Source organism: Mesorhizobium sp. M0678, from assembly GCF_040320505.1.
GTDB lineage: Bacteria > Pseudomonadota > Alphaproteobacteria > Rhizobiales > Rhizobiaceae > Mesorhizobium.
The window spans coordinates 1-20,167 of record NZ_JAMYPT010000022.1 but is presented as its reverse complement, the minus strand read 5'-3'; the positions used below and the strand labels follow the sequence as shown (position 1 = coordinate 20,167).

Here is a 20,167-nt window from a genome sequence, read left to right as displayed (position 1 = left end):
CAAATTAGTAGCATAGCTGCCGGCACAAAGCAAGAACAAAATGTGGCGCGGTGGAAGAAAATGCACTGACGACCTCGCACCCTCGTCGGTGAACGGCTGGAAGGAGGGGCGAAAAAGGCGGGCATTGCGTGAGACTTGCGTTGATGGGATGGTGGTTGCGCTTGAGGGGAACGCGTCATGGGCAATGTCACCAGTCACTACGGCAGCGACGGCATCGTCGATCGCATATTGGCCGCGATCCCGGACGCCGACCCGGCCGGAAAACTCGCGGCCGCGCAACTCTATCCATTCGATCAGCTCCATGGCCGCGAACTGATCGCCACGCGGGAGCATGCGGCCCGTCTTGCTCCTTCGCCGACAGATCGGATCCTGGATATCGGCAGTGGCATTGGCGGGCCGGCAAGGTTTCTGGCCTCGACCTATGGCTGCCAGGTCGACGGCATCGACCTGACACCAGCCTTTGTCGCCGCGTCGAGCCGACTGACCGCACTCAGCGGACTGGCAGACAAGATTCGCTTCCATCAGGCCGACGCAACGAAACTGCCTTTTGGCGACAGCACCTTCGATGCGGCGATCTGCTTCTATGTCGGCATGAACATCGAGAACAAGGCCGCGGTCATCGACGAGGCCTGGCGCGTGCTGAAACCGCGAGGCAGGCTGATCTGGACCGAAGCCGTGCTCGCCGGCGGCGAGCCCTACTATCCCATGCCCTGGGCGGTTTCTGCGGCGACCAGCCACCTCGCCGATCGGGAAAAATTGAAAACCCTGTTTGTCGATGCCGGATTTCGCATCGACGAAATCGTCGACGAAACCGGCGAACATGTTGAGCTGGCGCTGAAGAGGGCCAATTCCGGCGTCGTGCCCTCGCCGGCGCAGCAGCAGGCAAATGAAGTCGTCATGGGCGCGGAATTCCTGCAGCGCCGCCGCAACTACATCCGAAGCCTGAGTGACGGAAAACTCGCCTCGCTCGCCGTGATCGTCTCCAAACCGGCCTGAAACAAAAAACCCGCCTCGGCGGGCGGGTCGTTGGAGCCAATTGGCACCATAACCAAATTAGTAGCATAGCTGCCGGCACAAAGCAAGAACAAAATTCACCTGAGACGCGAAAAAATGTGAGAATACCCCTCGCCTGCTCGCTTTGGTGGCGCCGCGCGGACCATTTTGAATTCGGCCTCGTTCCTTCGACCGGCAATAGAAATTTTGCCCAGAACCGCTTATTGCATAGTCAATTCAATGCTTTGCTGCACGCGTTGGTTGAGGACGTGGAATCAAGGTGTCGACATGGAAGACGGTTCGAGCTCTCTGCTCGGCATTATTATCAGCTGGCTCCCGATGGTTCTGATGCTCGGGGTGTTCGGATATTTCGTCATGAAACTGGTGCGCGTTCAGCGCGGGTCAGTCGCGGCTCTCGAGATCATTGCGCAGAAGCTGAGCGACATCGATGCTCGCCTGGCCAAGAACCCTGCAGAGCCATCGCCACCCGACCGGTCGTAGACTGCCCCGCTGTCCCACACTGGATCGCAACACGCGCTGGCGCGTTTGAACCCTAGCCAATGGGAGCAAAAGCCATGAACGTCGCCAATCTGCAACTCGAAGGCCTGCTGATGGCCATCGCATCGATCAATCAGGTCCTGGTCCGCAAGGGCGTGCTCTCCGTCGAGGAGATAGACATCGCCTTGCGCAAGGCCGAAGCCAGCGAGACCAACGAGGAAAGGTCCGAAGGCATGTCGGCGTCGAGCCGCGACGCCGTCAACTTCCCGATCCGACTGCTGGAGTTGGCCAATCAATGTCAGCCGGAGACGGACATGCCGTCCTTTTCGAAACTGGCGCGCATGGTCGGTCAGATCAAGGAACCTTACAACGACCAGATGTGACACCGCGATCGGAGCTGACGCGGCGATACCAGCTTTGCCGCGCCGGGGCGGCAAGACTGCTGGCGGCGCCTGCTAGCGGCCCTGCAGGATCTTGATCAACTTGCTGCTGTCGGCCCCCGGCGAGGAAAGCCTGCGGTAGTCCGCGTAAGTCAGCCTGCCATTTGCAACGGCATTAAAGAGCCGGTTACAAAAGGCGCTGTCGTATTTTGCGACACTGACATTCATGATTGCTGCGTAAGTCTTTCTTTCGTTGAGCGGCGTGGATCTCTCGCGTGCAATGCATTCGTTGATCGCCACGCGCTTGGTGACAGGGCTGCCTTCAAGCGTGGTATGCATCGTGTTGAATTCGCCTTCGGTCAAGGTAGTGCAGCCGGCAAGCAGAGACGTGCCGATCATGGCGGCAGCAAAACGCGTGGCGATGTTCATGAATTCCCCCTCAAGACCCGTGTCTTGCTTAGCCCGCCGAAAGTTGGAAGTACAGAGGGAATGCAGGCGCATCTACAAAAAGCATAAACCTCGAACGCTCGTACTTTAGCTGTCGCTTTTATTGCGCGCGACCTGCGGATGGCCGGAATGACGGTACCCGGCCGCTCTCGATCGTCACGACGATGCTGGTGCGGATCGTGCTGCCGATCTGGCCCTGGTCGCGGTCATAGACCCGACCGCCATTGTCGCAGCCACCCTTCTGAGCGCCTTTACGAGAACGCCGCCTCCGAGATTGGGGATCACCCCCTGCCAAGCCTCAGCGCCAGGACCCTGCCCGGCCCGTGCACGGCGGCAAACAGCAGCCCGGCCAGGAAAGTGAAGTGATCGACGAAGAAGCCGAACTCCGCCTGGTTGCCGGCCCAGTGCGACGGCCCGTGGAAGGCAAAGCCGAGGAACAGCACATAGGCGCCGGCGACGAGTGCTGCCCATGAGAAGAAGGCGCCGGTCAGGAAGCATAGAACGAGGACGACCTCGAGCAGGGCTGCGCACCAGGCCAGGAACAGCGGGAACGGAAACCCGGCCGCCGCGATATAGCCGGCGGTGGCGCCGATATCGATGAATTTGAAAATCACGGCCATCAGGAAGACGGCGGCGAAGATCAGGCGGGCGATAAGGATTGCCGCGGTCTGCCACGGCGACTGAACGGATGATTGAGCGGTTTCCAAGGTCATGATGTCCTCCCAAGAGTTACGATGGTTGTGCCCCAAGGACGCACCACCAGCCGCAAGCCCGACATCATCCCCCGAAAAACCTGCAGGATACAAGCGCGGCACCAAAGTGGCGCCTTCCCTTCTCCCCTTGTGGGAGAAGGTGTCGCCGAAGGCGACGGATGAGGGGTGCTCCAGCTTGGCGCCGGCGGCACTCCGTCCAACACTCCTCATCCGTCTCGGCGCTGCGCGCCGATCCACCTTCTCCCACAAGGGGAGAAGGAAGGTTGTACTACCCCACCTTGACCCCCGGCTTGCTGATCGGCTCCCGTACCGTTCCATACTGGCTGCCCCAGCGGTCGGTCATCGCCCAGCGTATGTCCCAGAGTTCCGGGAAGAAGCGGTGGCGGGCGCCGGCTTCCAGCAATTCGACCGGCCGGCCCTTCAGCGATTTCGCGCCGAGGCCGATCGTGCGGTGGATGAGATAGAGGTGGTTGGCGCGGAATTTCTGGAACAGCTCGTCGAACTCGATCAGCGCTTCGGCAACGACATAGCTGTCGCCGTGATCGTAGCCGGTATCGTAGACATCCTCGACCGAAAGGCCGCGGTCGTCGAGGTACGACGCCTTGAAGGCCCGCCACAGATCGGGCGGCAGGCGCAGCAGCTGCTTGAAACCCGGCGATTCCTGGCCGCTGCCATTGCCGAGCTGCAGCCGGATCTGCTGGTACTCCTTGGGCGACATGGTTTCGAGCAGGTCGAGCTGCGCCGTCATCAGCCGCATCAGCCGATGCACGCGCCCCATCAGCGTGACGATGCGATGCGTGTCCTGCTTTTCCAGGAAATCGACGACATCGACCAGCGTATAGGCGATGAGCTTCATCCACAGCTCCTCGACCTGATGAACGATCTGGAACTGCAGCTCGTCGGCATTCACCATCTCGGCCAGCGGCTTCTGGCAGGCAAGCAGCCTGTCGCATTTGAGGTAGACGCCATAGTCGCGCATCTCAGGCGTTTCGATGCGGGCGTAGTAATCCTGCTTGTCCATGGCCATGCTCCTTGCCGCGGCCGTTGGGCCGCAGGCGTTTGTTGGATCCCAGCCCGAGTCTAATCGCTTTCTTGCCGAACATTGTCCCTTTCTGTTATTCGAGTGGCGGGAAACGAAGGACGAAAATTGCCGCTGAAGCAGATTGGAAGAACGAATGATGCTGGATGCGGTCGACCGGAAGATCATAGCTGCGCTCGAACGCGAGGCCCGCATCTCCTTTGCCGCGCTCGCCGATGAGGTCGGCTTGAGCAAGACGCCGTGCTGGAAGCGGGTCAAGGCGCTGGAGGACGCCGGCGTCATCCGCGGCTACTCGACCCGGATCGACCCGGCCAAGCTCGGCTTCGGCATCGAAGCCTTCATCCAGGTGTCGATCGATTTCGAACTGTCGGACGCCTTCGAGGCGGCGGTCAAAAAGCATCCGCTGATCCGCCGCTGCCACGCCACGACTGGCGAGGCCGACTATCTCCTGCAGATCGTCACCGTCGACATGATGGCGCTCGACAGGATGCTGCGCGAGGAGCTCAGCCGGCTGCCCGGCGTGCGGCGCACGATCACCTCGATGGCGATGCGCGAGATCAAGGGCGGCATCTCGTTCGCCAATGCCGTCGGGCATACGCAGACCAAGCGATAGACCGGTCAGGCCCTGGTCATCAATTCGCGTCCCAGCCGCTTCGGTTGCTCGGCGCGCAGAACCACATTTGTCGTCACCGTGCCGTAGTGGCCGATGCTGTCGACTATGCTTTCAAGATCGGGCGGTGACGGGACCACGACCTTGACCAGAAAACAATCCTCGCCGGTCACCCGCAGCACCTCGACCACCTCCGGCAATTGGGCGAACTTCTTCAGGCAGGCCTGGATATACTCATGCGTGGTGCGCAGGCGGATGACCGCCATGGTGCCGAGCCCGAGCGCTGCCGAATTGATCACCGCCTTGTAACCGGTGATGACGCCGCGCTCCTCCAGCCGCTTCACCCGTTCCGAGGTGGCCGGCTGGGACAGTCCGACGCGGCGGCCAAGCTCGGAGATGCCGATGCGGCCATCCTCTTGCATGATCTCAATGATCGCCAGATCGGTGGGATCGAGCCTTGGCCGATAATCGCCGTTCCGCATGATCGCCCTTTAATCCATCGGATTTCGTCGCTGCTTTCCGATGATCTCGCATTCCGCCACCTGGGAGAAGACCTAGAATTGCACGCGCTGCATCAGGAAAGAAGGGCTTCGCATGACCGACTTCATCATTGTGCCGGGCATCGGCGGATCGGGCAAAGCCCACTGGCAGACACGTTGGCAGCAGGCAAACCCGGCGATGCGGCGGTTCAACCCGGCGAGTTGGGACGTGCCGGACCTCGACGACTGGGTGGCTGCGCTGGAAACCGCTGTATGCCAGGCAAGGACACCGCCGGTGCTCGTCGCCCACAGCCTCGGCTGTCTGCTCGTCGTACACTGGCAGCGGATCTCCCCCCGCTCTATCGGCGGCGCGTTGCTGGTCGCGGTTCCGGACCCTGCGTCGCCGGCCTTCCCCTCCTCCGCCCGGACCTTCGCCGACGCACCGCAACAACGGCTTCGCTTTCCGTCGCTGATTGTCGCCAGCGCCAACGATCCCTACGGCTCGCTGGACTATGCCAGGGCGAAATCCGAGCGATGGGGCAGCGATCTCCATATCGCCGGACCGCTTGGCCATATCAATGGCGACAGCGGGCTCGGCGACTGGCCGGCGGGAATGGAGCTGCTGACAGCTTTTCTAAGTCAAACGCAGGCAATCGCCCGAGGCGCCGTGCTTCAGCCGTAACCGCACCAGGACGGCTATCGCGCCGCCGTCCTGATCTGGTTTGCGCCGTGCCTCAGTTCGATGCTGCGGCAGGCGTGCTGAGTTCGAGGAACGGTACGGTCGAGCCCGGGATCATCGACTTCGGCAATTCGCCGTTCCATCTCTCCGCCTTGGTCAGTTCGACCAGCAGCGGATTGTTGGCGATTGCGGCGGCGCGAGCCTTGATGGCGCCCGCGGTCGCATCGCCTTCGACCCTGGTCTTGTAGGCGCTGGCCTCGGCTTCGGCCTTGACGCTGTCGGCGCGGCCCTTGGCCTGGGTGACCGCGATATCGGCCTTGATCTTTTCCTGCTGCAGGTTCTGTTCCTGCTTCTGCACCTCGACCTGCGCCGTCATCCTGGCTTCGACCGCCTGCTCGTAGGCGTCGGAGAAATCGATGTTCTCGACCTGCACGCTGTCGATCATCACCGGGCCGTCGGTTACCGCCGCGATGGCCTCGGCGACGTCCTTGTTGAACTTCGCCCGGTTCTGGATAACCGACACCGCGTCGTACTGGCCGAACACCGTCTTGATCTCCTGCGGTGCTTTCCTGGCAATGACACGGTCGGCCAGTGCCTCGATCGATCCATAATTGGTGTAGACGTTGCTGACTTCGGCGGCCGGCACGTGGAAGTTGACGGTGACGCGCATGTCGGCCGGCTGCTGGTCGCGCGAATAGGCCTGCATGGCCGGCAGGCCGCTGCAATCGTTCTGGTTCTCGCAGCCCCATTTGAGCACCTGCTGGCGCAGGCTGATCTTCTCGACACGCTGCAGCCACGGCAGCTTGAAATGCAGTCCGGGATCAACGACCGAACTCAGCGCTCCGTTGGTCAAGAGCACGCCGCGGTCGCCCTGATCGATCGTGTACCAGGATCCAAACAGCGCAAAGACGCCGAGCGCCACGATGACGAGTGCGATCAGGCCGGAACCGATCGACCCCGATGCCATCCCCGGCTTGCCCTGCGGACGGCTTGAATTGCCTTGCGTTTCGGTCATCACCCCACCCCAACCTGATTGCCCGTGCTGCTTTTGCCCACAATAGTGGCGGCATTGCAATCCTCTGGATATGGAAGGACCTTCGCGCCAGCCGGCCGGACCGGCGGGGTGGTTCAGGCCGGCTGGCGGATTTCCCCTCCAGCCGCAGCGCCAGGCTGGTAGGCGTTGCCTGGCGTCTCCTTCTGCCGTTCGGCATCGGTTTTGCGCTTCGGGCAATCCTCGTAGTCGTGGTCGCGCCCGCCGCAGTAGGAGCAGCATTTTGCTGGCGCGTCGGAGCGAAGCATCGTTGGCATGCACAAGAATGCACGAAACCCGACAGATTGCGAAGGTCGATTTCGCCACGGAACCGCTGCCGCCGAATGAAAGTTATCTGCTCATTGCAACGGGAGCACAGGACATGGCCGACGACCCGAACCGCTACGAGACCGGAGCGAGGAAATATCCGGCAAAGACGAGCCCCGACGCGGCCGACGAATTTTCGCAGGATGCGGCCGGCAACAAGCCACCTCCCGGCGGCATGGGATTGACCAGGCCGGCTGACGATTTCGACGACAGGACCCTGCATTCGGAGGGCCAGAACCCGCCGCGCGCAGCGATCCGGCCAGACGGCAAGGCCACCGCCAAGAAGCCCGGCAAGGACGCAAGACGATGAACGTCGCCAATCTCCAGCTCGAAGGATTGATGATGGCGATCGCGGCCGTCAACAACGCGCTGGTCCACAAGGGCCTGCTGTCGGTCGACGAGGTCGACATGGCGTTGCGCCGCGCCGAGGCGGCGATGACCAGCGACGAGCGTCTCTATGAAGACATGTCGCCATCCAACCGCGACGCCGTCTGCTTTCCGCTCAGGCTGCTGCAGGCGGCCAACAATGCCCAGGGTGAAACCGGCGTACCGTCCTTTGCCGAACTGGCCAGGATGGTCGGCCGGACCAAGGAGCCCTATAACGACCAGATGTGATGGAGGACGCCATGGCCGACGACAAATCCAAGACCAAGCAGGATCGCAAACTGGTCTCAGGCGAAGAGCCTTACGAGGTCGCTGCCTTTGCCCGCAAATACGGCATACCGCAAAGCGAGGCCGCGACCATCATCAAGCGTTACGGCCCCTCGAGGAGGAAGCTCGACGCGCATATGGCGAGCCGCAACGCCTGATCCAATTCTGGCGGCGGCCGCCTTCATGCCGGAAGCGTCCCTGCCCTGCCGCCTTGTCGAGAGTATCGGCACCGTCAGCCGTGACCTGTCGGGTTCGCCCCTGTGGGATTCAACGCCTGGTTTTGACAGCCGCGGAATACTCGCGCGGCGCAACAACTCATTTACCTCGACGCTGTACCAGTCCGGTGAGCAAAGCCGGGGGTCGGATGCAGGAACAATTATTGCGCTACGAATGTGTCATGGAGCCGAACGGCCGTTGGATGGTGTGGGACATCGTTCACGATCTGCCGGCGCAATTTTCGGAAATCGCGCTGATCGGCCTGAGCCGTCGTGAAGCGGTTTCGCTCTGCCGGCTGCTCAACGAGACGAGCCGTTCCGAGACGCGGCAGAGCCGGGCCTCCTGAGAAGCGCGTGCGTCTCAGGCCTGCCCAGGCTAAGAGGATTTTACATGCGATCGACAATATTCGGTCTGGTCCTGCTGCTGCCGGCCGCCGCCCTGGCGGAGCCGATCGAGACCCAGAAGATCATCACGGCGGCGACCGGCGACTGGAACGGCGACGGCGCCGCCGATCTGGCGATGATCGTCGAGACCGAGCCTGGCTCTCCCATGGACCTGTATTTTTTCCTCAAAGATCGCGATGGCGATTTTCTAAAACCTGCCGGGATCGTGCATGATCAGATTGACGGGGAATGGAAGGATTACGACCGGCCGGGCCCCGCCACATCCGACACCGAGCCCGAACTCACTACGCTCCCCAACGGTTCGATCAAGCTCTATATTCCGGCGATGGAGATCGGCAGCGAGCGGACCAATAAGACGCTGACGCTCGCCTGGCGCAACGGCACGTTCGTCGTCGCCGGTTTTGCCTACGAGTATTGGGATTACATGGACGACAATGTTGCCGGCGACTGCGACTACAATGTGCTGACCGGCAAGGGCAAAAGCAGCAAGAAGCTGGCGGACGGCACCACCAGGCAAGCGACCGTATCGGTCGAAGGCAAGGTCATCCCATTCGCGGAGTGGACCCCGGGCACTGGCTTCAGCGCTTGCGGAGAGTGAGAGGTTTCGGTTGCCTCACTGCAGCGGCGGCTTCCACAGCAGGCTGTTGCGATCGGCGGACTTGACGCGCAGCCAGGTTTCGCGGCCATCGCGCAGCACCCGGAGCGGGATCTCGGCACCGGCCGGGCCGCTCTTCCAAAGCTTGCGATAAAAATCGGCAAGCCCATCGACCGCCGTGTCGCGGACATCCGAGATGACATCGCCTTGGCGAAGGCCCGCCTGGGCGGCTGGACCGCCCTCGGCGACGCTCATCACCACGACCTTGCCGTCGCTCTCGGCCGAGAAGGCGCCGAGCCACGGCCGCGGCGGCCTGGCGACCTGCCCGCGCGTCAGCAGATCGTCGAGGATGGGCGGCAGAAGATCGATCGGCACCACCATGTTGATGTCGGCGACCTCGCCGTTGCGGCTCATCTGCAGGCGCAGCGAACCGATGCCGAGCAGCCTGCCATCCGCGCCGATGAGGCCGGCGCCGCCCCATGAAGGGTGAGCCGGCGCCGTGAAGATCGCCTCGTCGAGCAGATATTCCCAATAGCCGGCGAATTCCTGCTTGGTGACGATCCGCGCCCGCACGGAGCGGCCGACGCCGTCGGCGAGCACGACGGGATCGCCGATCTTGGCCCTGGACGCATCGCCGAGCGCAATGGCGGGCAGCCCGAGCGGCGCCAGCGCCTGCACCAGGCCGAAGCCCGACTCCTGGTCGTAGGCGAGCGCATGGGCGGGAACCACGCGCCCGTCCTGGTCGGCCAGCCAGACCTCCTCGGCCTCGGTGATGAGATAGCCGATGGTGAGTACCAGCCCGTCGCCGCGGATGACCACGCCACTGCCCTCGCGGCGGGTGCCAAGTGTATTTGCCGTGAAGGCGTCCTCTGGCACGGTGGCGCGGACGGCCACGATGGATCGCAAAAGGGGTTCGATATTCATGCTTTGGTTCCTGGCAATGTTCGCAGGCTGATATGGGCTATAGGTATGGCGCAGGTGATCAGGCGCAAGAGGTGGCGCCGGCTTTGGCGTGGACCGGCGCCGCGCCGTTCGCGCCGGGGTTTTGCATCAGCGCCGGCAGCCCTATCTGTACCTACGGCTATCCCAAGCTGCCCTATGCAAAGTTCCTCCGCCATTACCCACGTTGATATCTGATATCCTCCCAACCCAACCCTTCCAAAGGCCTCCCAAATGAACGACTACGCAACGGACCAATACACGCCGCCAAAAGTCTGGACCTGGAACAAGGCAAATGGCGGCGCTTTCGCCAGCATCAACCGGCCGACCGCCGGCCCGACGCATGACAAGAAACTGCCGGTCGGCAAGCATCCGCTGCAGCTTTATTCGCTGGCGACACCGAACGGCGTCAAGGTGACGATCATGCTGGAGGAACTTCTGGCGCTCGGCCACAGCGGCGCCGAATACGACGCCTGGCTTATCAGGATCAACGACGGCGACCAGTTCGGCAGCGGCTTCGTCGAGGTCAACCCCAACTCGAAGATCCCGGCCATGATGGATCGCAGTGGGAAAAAGCCGGTCCGCATCTTCGAATCCGGCTCGATCCTGCTCTACCTCGCCGAAAAATTCGGCGAATTCCTGCCGACGGAGCAGCCGGCTCGCGCCGAGACCCTGTCATGGCTGTTCTGGCAGATGGGCTCGGCGCCCTATCTCGGTGGCGGATTCGGCCATTTCTACGCCTATGCGCCGACGAAGATCGAATATGCCATCGACCGCTTCGCCATGGAAACCAAGCGGCAGATGGATGTGCTCGACCGACGCCTCGCCGAAAGCGAGTATTTAGGCGGCAGCGACTATACGATTGCCGACATTGCGGTGTGGCCCTGGTATGGCGGGCTGGCCAAGGGCCGTATGTATGACGATTCCGGCGAGTTCCTGCAGGTGGAGCAGTACAAGAACGTGCAGCGCTGGGCCGACGCCATCGACGCGCGGCCGGCGGTCAAGCGCGGCCGCATGGTCAACCGCACCTTCGGCGAGCCTTCGATGCAACTGCACGAGCGCCATGACGCCAGCGATTTCGAGACCAAGATGCAAGACAAGCTCGCGGCGGCCAAAAGCTAAGCGGACGACGCGCCGATCTCCCGCCTTGTAGGGGAGATCGGGAGCTTCGGCCGACTGCTCAAGCTCGCCTTCACCGCCGCCATCCACAGCCGGTCGATGTTGGCCAGGAATTTCTCGTCGAGTTTGTCGAGGTGCTTCCAGTACATGCCGTCCTCGAAGAGATAGCCGAGTTCCTTCTCGATCCTGTCGGCCTCCTCCGCCTGATCGAGCCGCAGGCCGGCAAGCATCTCGGCCTTCATTTCCGAAAGCTGCGAGGAAGAAAGCGCGCCGAGTTCATCGAGCGTCAGCCGCGGGAAGATCAGCCGGCTGCGCGGCAGGTCGGATAGGTTGACGCACAGGCAGCCGCGCCGAAGCGCATGGATGAGCAGGCGGGCCGACTTCGCCTCGAGGTTGCGCAGGGTGACGTCGTTGCGCAGCGGATCGGCGCGGCCGACGCCGTAAAAATGCGTGTTGCCGGGCTGGTCGTAGATCATGTCGCAGCCAAGGAATGCCAGCACGTCCGGCTTCTGACTGTGGATCGTCCAGTAGGCCGCCGTCATCGACATGGTGCCGCCGGCATAGACGAAGCCGCCAAAGCTGTTTTGCGCCGGCACGTAATGCGAGGCGCTGAAGATCTGCGCCTGCTGCAGGGGACCGCCTTGCGGCATCCGCTCCGCCGGGAAATCGCCGGCATGGACGAGGAAATCCCAGTCGGGGCGCACGCGCCAGGCGTTGTTGATGGCGACGATCTTGCCGAAGGCCTGCTTGGGCCAGGCGGCGGAGCGCACCACATCGGGGGCGCTACCGATCAGCAAGATCACGTTTGGCGTTCCGTCGATCACCACAACCCTCTCGACCGGCCGAAATGCATCTCGATGCCGCCCGGTTGAACGGCTTTATAGCCTCAATGGCCCATCGAAAACACCAGCCGGATTTAAGCTGGCATCAACAAAAGGCAGCTTGCCAGCCGGTTGTAAAATGTGGCCTTAGGCACCGTCGTACAAGCAGCAGGCAGGTTTTCCCGCTAGCCCAAAAACGACGATATGAGTTGGGCGATATATATTAGTTGACTAAACTAGCGGAACGTCCAATGCACATTCCCAGAACCGAACATGTCCTGTCTAGACCATGATATCTATATGGGACATTACTACATAAGCTGAACGCGACCTCGACGGTTCGGCGGCACAGCCCTCAGACGCCGCGGCTTTGCCTCCGCGCTTTTCGCCCCGGATCCGTAGATCAACCGGACGACGAACAGGAAATATCCAACCTGCATGACGATCAAGGTCAAGATCGTCCAGGCCAGCGTCTTCCAGATTGAACCCGTCGCAAGGTAAGTCGAGATCGCCACGATGGACGATGTGGTGGTCAGCCCCACCAGGAACTGTGGAAAGTTCATGATTTTTCTGCGCCGCCCCGGAACTCGCTACAGCCGGGACGAACTCCCCTAACCCATTACCCCGCACCAACATTTCCACCATTTTAGCAATTGCGCAAGCACCAAATAGAACAGCAGTTAACGCATGCTTCCGTGATCAAGGGCTGCATGTCAGGTCACCAAGGTGGGCTGGCTTGGACGGCGGCTGCGCGTCCCCTCCTCCCCAACCAGCTCTCCATACCCCCTCACCGCCCCATCAAGCCCACGTATTCGCCACGTCTCCCCTTCCCGTGCCTCAAGATGGGACGGGCCGAGCGGGACTTTCCCTCCGCCGTCCGGCAGGTCCAGCACGTAGACGGGATTGCAGATGCCCGACAGGCGCGCACGCAAGGCGCTGACCAGCGCCTGGCCCTCGGCGATCGTGGTGCGCCGGTGCGCCATTCCGCGCACGAGATCGCCGTGGTGCAGGTAATAGGGTTTGACGCCAAGGCGATACATCAGCTCGCGGCACAGCTCTTCCAGCACCTCGACCGTATCGTTCACGCCTTTCAGCAGAACGCTCTGGTTCAGCAGCACGAAGCCGCCCTGCCGCAACGTGCGGCAGGCCCGCTCGGTCGCCTCCGTGATTTCGCGTGGATGGTTGAAATGGGTGACGACAGTGACCATCAGCCGGCCCTGCAAGGCTTGCATCAACCCGCCGGTGACGCGCGACGGCAGCGCGACGGGTACGCGAGTGTGGATGCGCAACAGCCGCACATGCTGGATCGCCTCGACACGGGCGCGGATTTCCGCCAGCGCCCTGTCCGGCAGCGATAGCGGGTCGCCGCCGGTCAGGATCACCTCGCGGATTTCCGGATGGGCCGCGATATAGGCGAAGGCTTCGTCGAGAGCTTCGCGCGTATAGCCGCGGCCGATCGACGTCAGCTGCTCCTTGCGAAAGCAGAACCGGCAATAGACCGCGCATTGATAGGTCGGGAACAACAGAACCCGGTCGGCATGTCGATGCGTCAATCTAGGCACGGGACTGAAGGCGTGGTCGGCGATCGGATCGTCGAGTTCGCCCTCCTGCTCTGCCAGTTCGTCGGGCGACGGGATGACCTGAAGCCGTATCGGATCGGCGGGGTCGTTCCAGTCGATCAGGTCGAGATAGGCCTTGGGAATGCGAACCTTGTGGCGCGTGGCCGCGGCTTCGGCCGCCGCCCGCTCGGCTGGCGACAGCGGCAGCGAATCCAGATCGCCTACATGCCGCACGCCCTCGCGAACATCGTCCCGCCATGCGGCATCCGCCTCGCGAGCGCGCCGGTCATCGGCTGCCACGCCGGCCGCATCGACCGCCATGCTGGCGTCGGGGATGTCGGGATGTGAGGTCATCGCAGGCTCCTTGAATTTCGGGCCGGGGTACAGCATTGGAGCCAGGACTTGAAGGCAATAAGCGGTGTTTGGCCGGGTTGGAGGGCGCGGCAGGAAGCCACAACCGGCCACTGATCAGAACAATCGTCCAACATCGCTGACGCAAAACATTAGCTTGCTCTTATATTAGCTTGAGCGTATACACATAAACGGCCGGTGATCTACCCCCCAACCGGTTAGGCTCGGCGCCAGTTCCCTCCCTACCCCTCAGGTCAACGACGCCGGGCCGCTCGGGTTCGCCCGGTCGCCCGCGGTCGAGACCGGATCGTCGACCTCTTCGATGTCGATCATGCCCCCTGCTCAAGCAGCACCCAACTGAACATACCAGCTGAACACATCGGCGATGCCCGCGTCTCTCGGCCTTCCCGTCGCCGGCCGCGGTCGCTAATCTCGGATTGCGAAAAAGCTGGAGAAGAGCGTATGGCGAACGACTTGTCGCCAAGGCTTTTGGAGATCGTCAATGCGCTGCCCTTGCGGCAGGGCATGCGAGTGCTGGAGATCGGCTGCGGACCGGGTGCTGCAGCGCGCGAGATCGCGCGCCGGATCGGCTGTGGGCACGTGCTGGCGATCGACCGCTCGGCCAAGGCCATCGCGCAGGCCGGGGCCGCCTCGCGCGCCGAGATTGCGGCAGGCCGGCTGAGCCTTCGCCAGGTCGCCATCGAGGATTTCGAGTTGGAGGCCGATGAGAAGCACTTCGACATTGCCGTTGCGGTGCGCGTCGGCGCGCTGGACGGGCGTCATCCCGAAGCAGGAAAAATTGCCCTGCGACGGCTCAAGGCGGCGTTGACCGCGCAAGGCCGGCTGTTCATCGACGGCGGCGATCCGCTGCGCGAAATTGCGATATATGGCTGAGCACCTCGTGCTTGGCCTCCGGAATCGAGCGTCTACGTGACCGTGAGCGGCAGAGCCGGCCTCAGCTCCGCAACCCCGGCGCCTCCTGCCCGGTGCGCTCGACATATTCGGTATAGCCGCCGCCATAGGTGTGGATGCCCTCGGGCGTCAGTTCCAGCACCCGGTTCGACAGCGCCGCCAGGAAATGGCGGTCATGCGAGACGAACAGCATGGTTCCCTCGTACTGCGACAGTGCCGTAATCAGCATCTCCTTGGTGGCGATGTCGAGGTGGTTGGTCGGCTCGTCCAGCACCAGCAAATTGGGCGGGTCGAACAGCATCAGCGCCATCACCAGCCGCGCCTTCTCGCCGCCCGACAGCACCCGGCATTTCTTCTCGATCTCGTCGCCGGAAAAGCCAAAGCAGCCGGCCAGCGCGCGTAGCGGCGCCTGGCCAGCCTGCGGAAAGGCGTCTTCCAGCGTCTGGAACACGGTGCGCTCGCCCTCCAGCACTTCCATGGCGTGCTGGGCGAAATAGCCCATCTTGACGCTCGGGCCGCGCGCCACCGTGCCATTGTCCGGCTCGGAAGCGCCGGCCACCAGCTTCAGCAGCGTCGACTTGCCGGCGCCATTGATGCCCATCACGCACCAGCGCTCGCGGCGGCGCACCTGGAAATCCAGCCCCTCGTAGATCGAGCGGCTGCCATAGCCCTTGTGCACGTTCTTCAGCGTCACCACGTCCTCGCCGCAGCGCGGCGCCGGCTGGAAGTCGAACGACACCTTCTGGCGGCGCTTGGGCGGCTCGACACGGTCGATCTTGTCCAGCTTCTTCACCCGGCTCTGCACCTGGGCGGCATGTGAAGCCCGCGCCTTGAAGCGCTCGATGAAGGCGATCTCCTTGGCCAGCATCGCCTGCTGGCGCTCGAACTGCGCCTGCTGCTGCCTGTCGGCAATCGCCCGCTGCTGCTGGTAGAATTCGTAGTTGCCGGAGTAGGCGGTCAGCGAACCGCCGTCGATCTCGACCACCTTGTTGACGATGCGGTTCATGAACTCGCGGTCATGCGAAGTCATCAGCAGCGCGCCGTCATAGTTCTTCAGGAACTGCTCCAGCCAGATCAGGCTTTCGAGGTCGAGATGGTTGCTCGGCTCGTCGAGCAGCATGGCATCGGGCCGCATCAAAAGGATCCTGGCCAGCGCCACGCGCATTTTCCAGCCGCCGGACAGCTTGCCGACGTCGCCGTCCATCATCTCCTGGCTGAAGCCGAGCCCGTCGAGCACCTCGCGGGCGCGCCCGTCCAGCGCGTAGCCGTCGAGCTCCTCGAAGCGGTGCTGCGCCTCGCCGTAGCGGGCGATGATCTCGTCCATCTGGTCGGCTTGGTCAGGGTCGCCCATGGCGTGCTCGAGCTCGCGCATCTCGGCCGCCACTTCGCTGACCGGCCCGGCGCCGTCCATCACTTCGGCCACCGCACTGCGGCCCTCCATGTCGCCGACATCCTGGCTGAAATAGCCGATGGTGACGCCGCGATCGACGGAGACCTGGCCCTCGTCGGGCTGCTCCTCGCCGTTGATCATGCGAAACAGCGTCGTCTTGCCGGCGCCGTTGGGGCCGACCAGCCCGACCTTCTCGCCCTTCTGCAAGGCGGCGGAGGCTTCGATGAAGACGATCTGACGGCCGTTCTGCTTGCTGATGCTTTCGAGACGAATCATGGTTTTCCGGGAAAGGCCAAAGGAGCGTTCCCGCGCCAATACGCGATAGGCCGCGCCGGCGGAAGCCCGCAGTAGTGAGGCGCCCCGCGCCAAATTGTCTGAACCCGCCAATTGCTTCCCGGCTGGATCAGGCTTTGACCACGTAGGGATGAGCCGGCGGATCAGCTATCGGTCAGGGCCTTTGTCGTCGCCAGTTTGACCCCGGCGGCGGCAAATGCCGCATTGTGCCGGGCTATGATCTCCGCGGCGGTCTCGCCAGCGGTGTCTAGCGTGCTGTGGGCGTCGGAAACCACGGTGACGCCCAGGCCCGCCGCAAAGGCGCCCTTCACCGTGGCCGCCACGCAAAAATCGGTCTGCGCGCCGATCAGAACGACCTCGCCGGCGCCCTGCCCGACTACCCATTCTGCAAGCGCGGCATTGCTGAACGCGTCGCCGACACGCTTGGCGAACGTCGGCTCGTCCCCGGCCTGGCCGAGCGCCGGCCACACCGGCCAGCCCGGCTCACCCGGCGCCAGTGGATCGCCCTGCGGCCCGTCATGCCTGATGAAGGCGACCTTGCGCCCGCTGCGCCGTGCCCACTCGATCAGCGCGCGGGTGCGGGCAACCATGCCGTCGGCATCATGGATCGGCGGTTCGGCGACGCCGTCGAACATGCCGGCCTGAAGGTCAATCACGATGAGCGGCGCAGTGGCCGCGGGGCTGGTCCCTGACATGGTTTTTTATAGCACGAGGGCGGAGCTGATCAAGGATCAGGCCGCGATGGCGCGCACGGGCAACCGCAAGTGGCTGGAGTTCGAGATATGTGACAATCCGCTTGCAGCAGCGCTAACATAGCGCGCCATTGGGATGTGGGTCAGTTCGAAATTCTGGCTATCGGCCGTGACCGGATTGCATTCGTGGCAAGCTCCTGCGAAGAAATTACCATGACACATGCAGCCGTAGCTTTCCTTGCGATCGTGACTTCGGTGTTGGTCGCGATCCTACCCGCACAATCGCAAGAGTGGACGCCCTCGGAGGACGCGGTTCGAGATGCAACGGAAACGGTTGGTCACTATTTCCTTTCGCTCGATAATCAAGAGTATGGGCGGGCATACGAAATGAAAACTGATACCGCCAAAGCTTCGATCCCATCGAATGCCTTCGTGGAGCAAAGTAAACATTTTCATTCTCAGGCCGGCGCTGTGCGCGAGCGCCGGCTACTCAAATTCACGTGGTTGAAGGACCCAGCGAACGCTGCCTTTCCTGGCGTTTATGCCGCAGTCGACATAGCGGCGAAATTTGAAAACATCGATCGTTACTGCGGCTATATTGTTCTCTATCAGCGGCCGTCAGGTGGAAATTTTCGAGTCATGCGGGTCGAAAGCAACGTCATCGACAACGCTACCGCGAAAAGCATTGAAAAGACCCAATCGAAACTTGAATTAGATCGAGCATGGGCCGAGTTGTCGGCTAACTGTCCGAATTTTCCATCGTGAAGGTGAGCGGTCCGCTTTTGTACGTTCCGCGACCATCGCTTTTCGGCTTCCCTCGCTTCGATCAGCGCAACGATGTCGGAGATCTCTTACAGATTGCCGGCCCTACGACGCGAACGCAGCGAGAGCGCAGCTTTTGTCCTCACCCAATCCGCCCGTCACGGCATAGGCGCCGGCGGTGCGCTTGTCACTAAACCCAAGCGCGATGTTTATCTCGTCCGATCGCCCTTCGCAAAGTAGCCGGCGGCCCGGACGATCACACCCGGCCCGATGCCCCATCCTCGCCAAAAATCCCGGTCACCCAGTCGATGAACACGCGTACCCGTGGCGCGAGCTGGCGGTTCTGTGGGTAGAGCGCCGACAGCGGTGTCGGCGACGGCGGGTAATCCGGCAGCACTTCGACAAGCGTGCCGCGTGCGAAATCCCCGGCGAAGCGGTAGTGCGGCGCCTGCACCAGGCCGATACCGAGACGCGCCAGCTCCGCCATCGTGTCGGAGCCGTTGACCGTCACCCGGTTGGGCAGGCTGACATAGCGCAACGCGCCGCCGACGGTGAATTCGAGCGGCATGACCTCGCCGGTCCGCGACGAGCGGAAGCCGACCATCAGATGGCCTTCGAGATCGTCGAGGGTTGCCGGCATGCCGAGGCGTTCGCCCGCGAAGCGGCGCGGCCAACCTGACTGGTTGCCGCCCGGAAAGGCGGCGCCAGCCTCCGTGCCTCACTTCAACTCCACCCAGACCGGCGCATGATCGCTGGCGCCGGTCTCGCCGCGCACGTCGCGGTCGATGCCCGCCGCTACCAGCCGGCGCGACAGCTTCTTGCTGAGCAAGATATGGTCGAGGCGCAGGCCGGCATCGCGCGGCCAGCGGTTGCGGCGATAGTCCCAGAATGTGTAGAGCGTCTCCGTCGGGTGCTTCTTGCGCAGCGCGTCAAGCCAGCCCTGGTCGAGCAGCCGCTGGAACGATGCGCGGCTTTCCGGCTGGACCAGCGCGTTGTCGTCATAGGAGCGGGTCGGGTAGATGTCGCGCGGCTCGGGCACGATGTTGTAGTCGCCGGCCAGCACCACCGGCAGGCCGGTGTCGAGCAACTGTGCCGCATGCGCCTCCAGCCTCTCGTGCCAGGCCAGCTTGTACTGGAATTTCGGGCCGGGCTGCGGATTGCCGTTCGGCGCGTAGAGGCAGGCGACGACGATGCCGTTGACCGCCGCTTCGATGTAGCGCGCCTGCTGGTCGCTATCGTCGCCGGGCAGCGCCTCGCGGGTCAGGACGGGTTCTGAGCCACGCGCGAGTATGGCGACGCCGTTCCAGGTCGGCTGCCCGACCCACACCGCGCCGTAGCCGGCCGCCGCAAGCGCAGTGCGCGGAAACTGCGTCTGCCTGGTCTTGAGCTCCTGCAGGCAGGCGATGTCGGGTTTGGCGGCAGCCAGCCATGCGAGCAGGTTCGGCAGCCGGCTGTTGATGTTGTTGACGTTGAAGGTGGCGATCTTCATCGGCCTGCTTCAGCGCACGATGCGTTCGGTCCACGCCTTCACCGCATCAGCGAGCGTCTTCAGATGATCGGCGGTGGAGAAGCCGGAGATGTTTTTGCGCGGCTTCAGATCATGGTCGCCGTCTTCCAGCCAGAAAATCTCGATTGCGTCGGACAGAGCATAGGTCGCGACCTCGTCTTTGGTCCCGAACTCGTCGCGCGTGCCTTGGAAGATCACTGTCGGCGTCTTGAGATCGGCGAGGTGCTTTGTCCGAAGCTGCGTCGGTTTGCCCGGCGGATGGAAGGGATAGCCAAGGCAAAGCAGGCCCGAGATCTCGCCCTTTGAAAACATCTCGTCGGCGATCATCGAAGCGACGCGTCCGCCCATCGACTTGCCGCCGATGATCAGCGGACCCTTCACGCCCTTCGCCCGGAGGTCGGCGATCGCCTTGACGTATTCCGGGTTAACCGTCTCGGCGCGCGGCGGCGGCTTGCGGTGGCCGTAGCGGCGAGCCGCCATGTAGTGGAATTCAAAGCGCGCGACGCGGAAGCCGGCTGCGGCCAGCGCCTTGGCGGTGGCGGTCATCGAGGGCGAGTCCATAGGAGCGCCTGCGCCATGGGCGAGCAGGATGGTGATGGCGGCGGTGTCGGGGCCGTCGAAGAGGAAGGTTGTCATGGGGACTCCAACGCTGGTGACCCCTTCTCCCCTTGTGAGACCTTTGCACGGGGAAGCGAAATCCTGGTTGGTGAGTTAATGGGGCTTTTTTGAAAGCCGGGAAAGCAGTTTTCGACGGCTTGGC

The 20,167-nt window shown here is 62.9% G+C and carries 28 protein-coding genes and 1 pseudogene; 14 read left to right on the top strand and 15 right to left on the bottom strand.

Annotated elements, in window-relative coordinates; translation table 11 throughout:
• The first annotated feature begins 177 nt into the window (after window positions 1-177).
• From NKI29_RS27225 to NKI29_RS27215, 3 genes are all read left to right on the top strand, one after another.
• The gene (locus NKI29_RS27225) at window positions 178-996 is read left to right on the top strand and encodes a class I SAM-dependent methyltransferase (RefSeq protein WP_352645411.1); all 819 of its coding nucleotides are present in this window, start codon (window positions 178-180) and stop codon (window positions 994-996) included.
• Between the two features lie 285 nt (window positions 997-1,281).
• Complete coding sequence (locus NKI29_RS27220) at window positions 1,282-1,494, top strand: hypothetical protein (protein ID WP_352594205.1); 213 nt, start codon at window positions 1,282-1,284, stop codon at window positions 1,492-1,494.
• Between the two features lie 74 nt (window positions 1,495-1,568).
• Complete coding sequence (locus tag NKI29_RS27215; protein WP_023675713.1) at window positions 1,569-1,874, top strand: hypothetical protein; 306 nt, start codon at window positions 1,569-1,571, stop codon at window positions 1,872-1,874.
• 72 nt (window positions 1,875-1,946) lie between these two features.
• Here the strand turns inward: NKI29_RS27215 and NKI29_RS27210 are convergent, their stop codons facing one another.
• From NKI29_RS27210 to NKI29_RS27200, 3 genes are all read right to left on the bottom strand, one after another.
• Complete coding sequence (locus tag NKI29_RS27210; protein WP_352465355.1) at window positions 1,947-2,300, bottom strand: hypothetical protein; 354 nt, start codon at window positions 2,298-2,300, stop codon at window positions 1,947-1,949.
• Between the two features lie 299 nt (window positions 2,301-2,599).
• Window positions 2,600-3,031 carry a DoxX family protein gene (locus NKI29_RS27205; RefSeq protein WP_352594206.1) on the bottom strand — a complete coding sequence of 144 codons (432 nt, stop codon included), beginning with the start codon at window positions 3,029-3,031 and terminating at the stop codon, window positions 2,600-2,602.
• 268 nt (window positions 3,032-3,299) lie between these two features.
• A complete protein-coding gene (locus tag NKI29_RS27200; protein ID WP_352472085.1) occupies window positions 3,300-4,052 on the bottom strand; it encodes a tryptophan 2,3-dioxygenase family protein in 753 nt (250 codons plus the stop codon).
• Window positions 4,053-4,206: 154 nt separating this feature from the next.
• On the opposite strand from NKI29_RS27200, the gene NKI29_RS27195 reads away from it, so the two are divergent.
• Window positions 4,207-4,683, top strand: a complete 477-nt coding sequence (locus NKI29_RS27195; protein ID WP_352645413.1) for an Lrp/AsnC family transcriptional regulator — start codon at window positions 4,207-4,209, stop codon at window positions 4,681-4,683.
• A 5-nt stretch (window positions 4,684-4,688) separates the two neighbouring features.
• On the opposite strand, the gene NKI29_RS27190 is transcribed toward NKI29_RS27195, so the two are convergent.
• A complete protein-coding gene (locus NKI29_RS27190; RefSeq protein WP_352797873.1) occupies window positions 4,689-5,162 on the bottom strand; it encodes an Lrp/AsnC family transcriptional regulator in 474 nt (157 codons plus the stop codon).
• A 112-nt stretch (window positions 5,163-5,274) separates the two neighbouring features.
• Here NKI29_RS27190 and NKI29_RS27185 point away from each other — a divergent pair, with 112 nt between their 5' ends.
• The gene (locus NKI29_RS27185; RefSeq protein WP_352797870.1) at window positions 5,275-5,841 is read left to right on the top strand and encodes an RBBP9/YdeN family alpha/beta hydrolase; all 567 of its coding nucleotides are present in this window, start codon (window positions 5,275-5,277) and stop codon (window positions 5,839-5,841) included.
• A gap of 52 nt (window positions 5,842-5,893) precedes the next feature.
• On the opposite strand, the gene NKI29_RS27180 is transcribed toward NKI29_RS27185, so the two are convergent.
• Window positions 5,894-6,853 carry a prohibitin family protein gene (locus NKI29_RS27180; RefSeq protein WP_352465360.1) on the bottom strand — a complete coding sequence of 320 codons (960 nt, stop codon included), beginning with the start codon at window positions 6,851-6,853 and terminating at the stop codon, window positions 5,894-5,896.
• Window positions 6,854-6,966: 113 nt separating this feature from the next.
• Window positions 6,967-7,146: a hypothetical protein gene (locus tag NKI29_RS27175; protein WP_352797868.1), complete on the bottom strand. Its 180-nt coding sequence runs from the start codon at window positions 7,144-7,146 to the stop codon at window positions 6,967-6,969.
• Window positions 7,147-7,250: 104 nt separating this feature from the next.
• Here NKI29_RS27175 and NKI29_RS27170 point away from each other — a divergent pair, with 104 nt between their 5' ends.
• From NKI29_RS27170 to NKI29_RS27150, 5 genes are all read left to right on the top strand, one after another.
• Window positions 7,251-7,505, top strand: coding sequence for a hypothetical protein (locus NKI29_RS27170; protein ID WP_352797865.1), 255 nt, complete (start codon window positions 7,251-7,253; stop codon window positions 7,503-7,505).
• Complete coding sequence (locus NKI29_RS27165) at window positions 7,502-7,810, top strand: hypothetical protein (protein ID WP_023675703.1); 309 nt, start codon at window positions 7,502-7,504, stop codon at window positions 7,808-7,810. The genes NKI29_RS27170 and NKI29_RS27165 overlap by 4 nt, the downstream gene beginning before the upstream one ends.
• 11 nt (window positions 7,811-7,821) lie before the next feature.
• Complete coding sequence (locus NKI29_RS27160; RefSeq protein ID WP_023675702.1) at window positions 7,822-8,004, top strand: DUF3606 domain-containing protein; 183 nt, start codon at window positions 7,822-7,824, stop codon at window positions 8,002-8,004.
• A gap of 221 nt (window positions 8,005-8,225) precedes the next feature.
• Window positions 8,226-8,408, top strand: coding sequence for a hypothetical protein (locus NKI29_RS27155; RefSeq protein ID WP_245274654.1), 183 nt, complete (start codon window positions 8,226-8,228; stop codon window positions 8,406-8,408).
• Window positions 8,409-8,452: 44 nt separating this feature from the next.
• Window positions 8,453-9,064 (top strand): hypothetical protein, encoded by a 612-nt coding sequence (locus tag NKI29_RS27150; RefSeq protein WP_352755572.1) that lies wholly within the window; start codon window positions 8,453-8,455, stop codon window positions 9,062-9,064.
• A gap of 15 nt (window positions 9,065-9,079) precedes the next feature.
• Here the strand turns inward: NKI29_RS27150 and NKI29_RS27145 are convergent, their stop codons facing one another.
• Entirely contained in the window at window positions 9,080-9,985 is a 906-nt protein-coding gene (locus NKI29_RS27145; protein ID WP_023675699.1) for a S1C family serine protease, read from the bottom strand.
• Window positions 9,986-10,234: 249 nt separating this feature from the next.
• On the opposite strand from NKI29_RS27145, the gene yghU reads away from it, so the two are divergent.
• Window positions 10,235-11,122 carry a glutathione-dependent disulfide-bond oxidoreductase gene (yghU, locus tag NKI29_RS27140; protein WP_352755574.1) on the top strand — a complete coding sequence of 296 codons (888 nt, stop codon included), beginning with the start codon at window positions 10,235-10,237 and terminating at the stop codon, window positions 11,120-11,122.
• Here the strand turns inward: yghU and NKI29_RS27135 are convergent.
• The 3 genes from NKI29_RS27135 to NKI29_RS27125 all read right to left on the bottom strand — a co-directional run bounded on the left by NKI29_RS27135 (window position 11,119) and on the right by NKI29_RS27125 (window position 13,820).
• Complete coding sequence (locus NKI29_RS27135; protein WP_352571352.1) at window positions 11,119-11,922, bottom strand: hypothetical protein; 804 nt, start codon at window positions 11,920-11,922, stop codon at window positions 11,119-11,121. The two genes, yghU and NKI29_RS27135, sit on opposite strands and share 4 nt — an antisense overlap.
• 329 nt (window positions 11,923-12,251) lie before the next feature.
• Window positions 12,252-12,503, bottom strand: coding sequence for an exopolysaccharide production repressor protein (locus NKI29_RS27130; RefSeq protein WP_023675695.1), 252 nt, complete (start codon window positions 12,501-12,503; stop codon window positions 12,252-12,254).
• 150 nt (window positions 12,504-12,653) lie between these two features.
• Window positions 12,654-13,820 (bottom strand): KamA family radical SAM protein, encoded by a 1,167-nt coding sequence (locus NKI29_RS27125; protein WP_502896728.1) that lies wholly within the window; start codon window positions 13,818-13,820, stop codon window positions 12,654-12,656.
• A gap of 492 nt (window positions 13,821-14,312) precedes the next feature.
• Between NKI29_RS27125 and NKI29_RS27120 the strand changes: the two genes are divergently transcribed.
• A complete protein-coding gene (locus tag NKI29_RS27120) occupies window positions 14,313-14,744 on the top strand; it encodes an SAM-dependent methyltransferase (protein WP_352755576.1) in 432 nt (143 codons plus the stop codon).
• A gap of 61 nt (window positions 14,745-14,805) precedes the next feature.
• On the opposite strand, the gene NKI29_RS27115 is transcribed toward NKI29_RS27120, so the two are convergent.
• Window positions 14,806-16,428 (bottom strand): ABC-F family ATP-binding cassette domain-containing protein, encoded by a 1,623-nt coding sequence (locus tag NKI29_RS27115; protein ID WP_352797862.1) that lies wholly within the window; start codon window positions 16,426-16,428, stop codon window positions 14,806-14,808.
• Window positions 16,429-16,589: 161 nt separating this feature from the next.
• A complete protein-coding gene (locus tag NKI29_RS27110) occupies window positions 16,590-17,141 on the bottom strand; it encodes an isochorismatase family protein (protein ID WP_352845716.1) in 552 nt (183 codons plus the stop codon).
• On the opposite strand from NKI29_RS27110, the gene NKI29_RS27105 reads away from it, so the two are divergent.
• Window positions 17,104-17,262, top strand: a complete 159-nt coding sequence (locus NKI29_RS27105) for a hypothetical protein (RefSeq protein ID WP_352797859.1) — start codon at window positions 17,104-17,106, stop codon at window positions 17,260-17,262. The genes NKI29_RS27110 and NKI29_RS27105 overlap by 38 nt on opposite strands.
• Window positions 17,263-17,351: 89 nt before the next feature.
• Window positions 17,352-17,903, top strand: a complete 552-nt coding sequence (locus NKI29_RS27100) for a DUF4019 domain-containing protein (RefSeq protein ID WP_352755582.1) — start codon at window positions 17,352-17,354, stop codon at window positions 17,901-17,903.
• Window positions 17,904-18,156: 253 nt separating this feature from the next.
• Here NKI29_RS27100 and NKI29_RS27095 read toward each other — a convergent pair.
• From NKI29_RS27095 to NKI29_RS27085, 3 genes and pseudogenes are all read right to left on the bottom strand, one after another.
• Window positions 18,157-18,552 (bottom strand): annotated as a pseudogene (locus NKI29_RS27095) (LysR substrate-binding domain-containing protein); the annotation flags it as partial.
• Window positions 18,553-18,618: 66 nt separating this feature from the next.
• Window positions 18,619-19,389: an exodeoxyribonuclease III gene (locus NKI29_RS27090; protein ID WP_352755584.1), complete on the bottom strand. Its 771-nt coding sequence runs from the start codon at window positions 19,387-19,389 to the stop codon at window positions 18,619-18,621.
• Between the two features lie 9 nt (window positions 19,390-19,398).
• Window positions 19,399-20,043 (bottom strand): alpha/beta hydrolase family protein, encoded by a 645-nt coding sequence (locus tag NKI29_RS27085; protein WP_352571358.1) that lies wholly within the window; start codon window positions 20,041-20,043, stop codon window positions 19,399-19,401.
• Window positions 20,044-20,167 lie beyond the last annotated feature (124 nt).

What these genes read in the sequence shown, in the direction of transcription:
- NKI29_RS27220 (WP_352594205.1), top strand. Translation starts at nt 1,282, where the DNA reads ATGGAAGACGGTTCGAGCTCTCTGCTCGGCATTATTATCAGCTGGCTC.
- NKI29_RS27105 (WP_352797859.1), top strand. Translation starts at nt 17,104, where the DNA reads ATGAGCGGCGCAGTGGCCGCGGGGCTGGTCCCTGACATGGTTTTTTAT.
- NKI29_RS27180 (WP_352465360.1), bottom strand. Translation starts at nt 6,853, where the DNA reads ATGACCGAAACGCAAGGCAATTCAAGCCGTCCGCAGGGCAAGCCGGGG.
- NKI29_RS27160 (WP_023675702.1), top strand. Translation starts at nt 7,822, where the DNA reads ATGGCCGACGACAAATCCAAGACCAAGCAGGATCGCAAACTGGTCTCA.
- NKI29_RS27205 (WP_352594206.1), bottom strand. Translation starts at nt 3,031, where the DNA reads ATGACCTTGGAAACCGCTCAATCATCCGTTCAGTCGCCGTGGCAGACC.
- NKI29_RS27165 (WP_023675703.1), top strand. Translation starts at nt 7,502, where the DNA reads ATGAACGTCGCCAATCTCCAGCTCGAAGGATTGATGATGGCGATCGCG.
- NKI29_RS27215 (WP_023675713.1), top strand. Translation starts at nt 1,569, where the DNA reads ATGAACGTCGCCAATCTGCAACTCGAAGGCCTGCTGATGGCCATCGCA.
- NKI29_RS27090 (WP_352755584.1), bottom strand. Translation starts at nt 19,389, where the DNA reads ATGAAGATCGCCACCTTCAACGTCAACAACATCAACAGCCGGCTGCCG.
- NKI29_RS27125 (WP_502896728.1), bottom strand. Translation starts at nt 13,820, where the DNA reads ATGGCGGTCGATGCGGCCGGCGTGGCAGCCGATGACCGGCGCGCTCGC.
- NKI29_RS27185 (WP_352797870.1), top strand. Translation starts at nt 5,275, where the DNA reads ATGACCGACTTCATCATTGTGCCGGGCATCGGCGGATCGGGCAAAGCC.
- NKI29_RS27145 (WP_023675699.1), bottom strand. Translation starts at nt 9,985, where the DNA reads ATGAATATCGAACCCCTTTTGCGATCCATCGTGGCCGTCCGCGCCACC.
- NKI29_RS27175 (WP_352797868.1), bottom strand. Translation starts at nt 7,146, where the DNA reads ATGCCAACGATGCTTCGCTCCGACGCGCCAGCAAAATGCTGCTCCTAC.
- NKI29_RS27120 (WP_352755576.1), top strand. Translation starts at nt 14,313, where the DNA reads ATGGCGAACGACTTGTCGCCAAGGCTTTTGGAGATCGTCAATGCGCTG.
- NKI29_RS27200 (WP_352472085.1), bottom strand. Translation starts at nt 4,052, where the DNA reads ATGGACAAGCAGGATTACTACGCCCGCATCGAAACGCCTGAGATGCGC.
- NKI29_RS27110 (WP_352845716.1), bottom strand. Translation starts at nt 17,141, where the DNA reads ATGTCAGGGACCAGCCCCGCGGCCACTGCGCCGCTCATCGTGATTGAC.
- NKI29_RS27195 (WP_352645413.1), top strand. Translation starts at nt 4,207, where the DNA reads ATGATGCTGGATGCGGTCGACCGGAAGATCATAGCTGCGCTCGAACGC.
- NKI29_RS27100 (WP_352755582.1), top strand. Translation starts at nt 17,352, where the DNA reads ATGACACATGCAGCCGTAGCTTTCCTTGCGATCGTGACTTCGGTGTTG.
- NKI29_RS27190 (WP_352797873.1), bottom strand. Translation starts at nt 5,162, where the DNA reads ATGCGGAACGGCGATTATCGGCCAAGGCTCGATCCCACCGATCTGGCG.
- NKI29_RS27170 (WP_352797865.1), top strand. Translation starts at nt 7,251, where the DNA reads ATGGCCGACGACCCGAACCGCTACGAGACCGGAGCGAGGAAATATCCG.
- NKI29_RS27130 (WP_023675695.1), bottom strand. Translation starts at nt 12,503, where the DNA reads ATGAACTTTCCACAGTTCCTGGTGGGGCTGACCACCACATCGTCCATC.
- NKI29_RS27225 (WP_352645411.1), top strand. Translation starts at nt 178, where the DNA reads ATGGGCAATGTCACCAGTCACTACGGCAGCGACGGCATCGTCGATCGC.
- NKI29_RS27150 (WP_352755572.1), top strand. Translation starts at nt 8,453, where the DNA reads ATGCGATCGACAATATTCGGTCTGGTCCTGCTGCTGCCGGCCGCCGCC.
- NKI29_RS27085 (WP_352571358.1), bottom strand. Translation starts at nt 20,043, where the DNA reads ATGACAACCTTCCTCTTCGACGGCCCCGACACCGCCGCCATCACCATC.
- yghU (WP_352755574.1), top strand. Translation starts at nt 10,235, where the DNA reads ATGAACGACTACGCAACGGACCAATACACGCCGCCAAAAGTCTGGACC.
- NKI29_RS27115 (WP_352797862.1), bottom strand. Translation starts at nt 16,428, where the DNA reads ATGATTCGTCTCGAAAGCATCAGCAAGCAGAACGGCCGTCAGATCGTC.
- NKI29_RS27210 (WP_352465355.1), bottom strand. Translation starts at nt 2,300, where the DNA reads ATGAACATCGCCACGCGTTTTGCTGCCGCCATGATCGGCACGTCTCTG.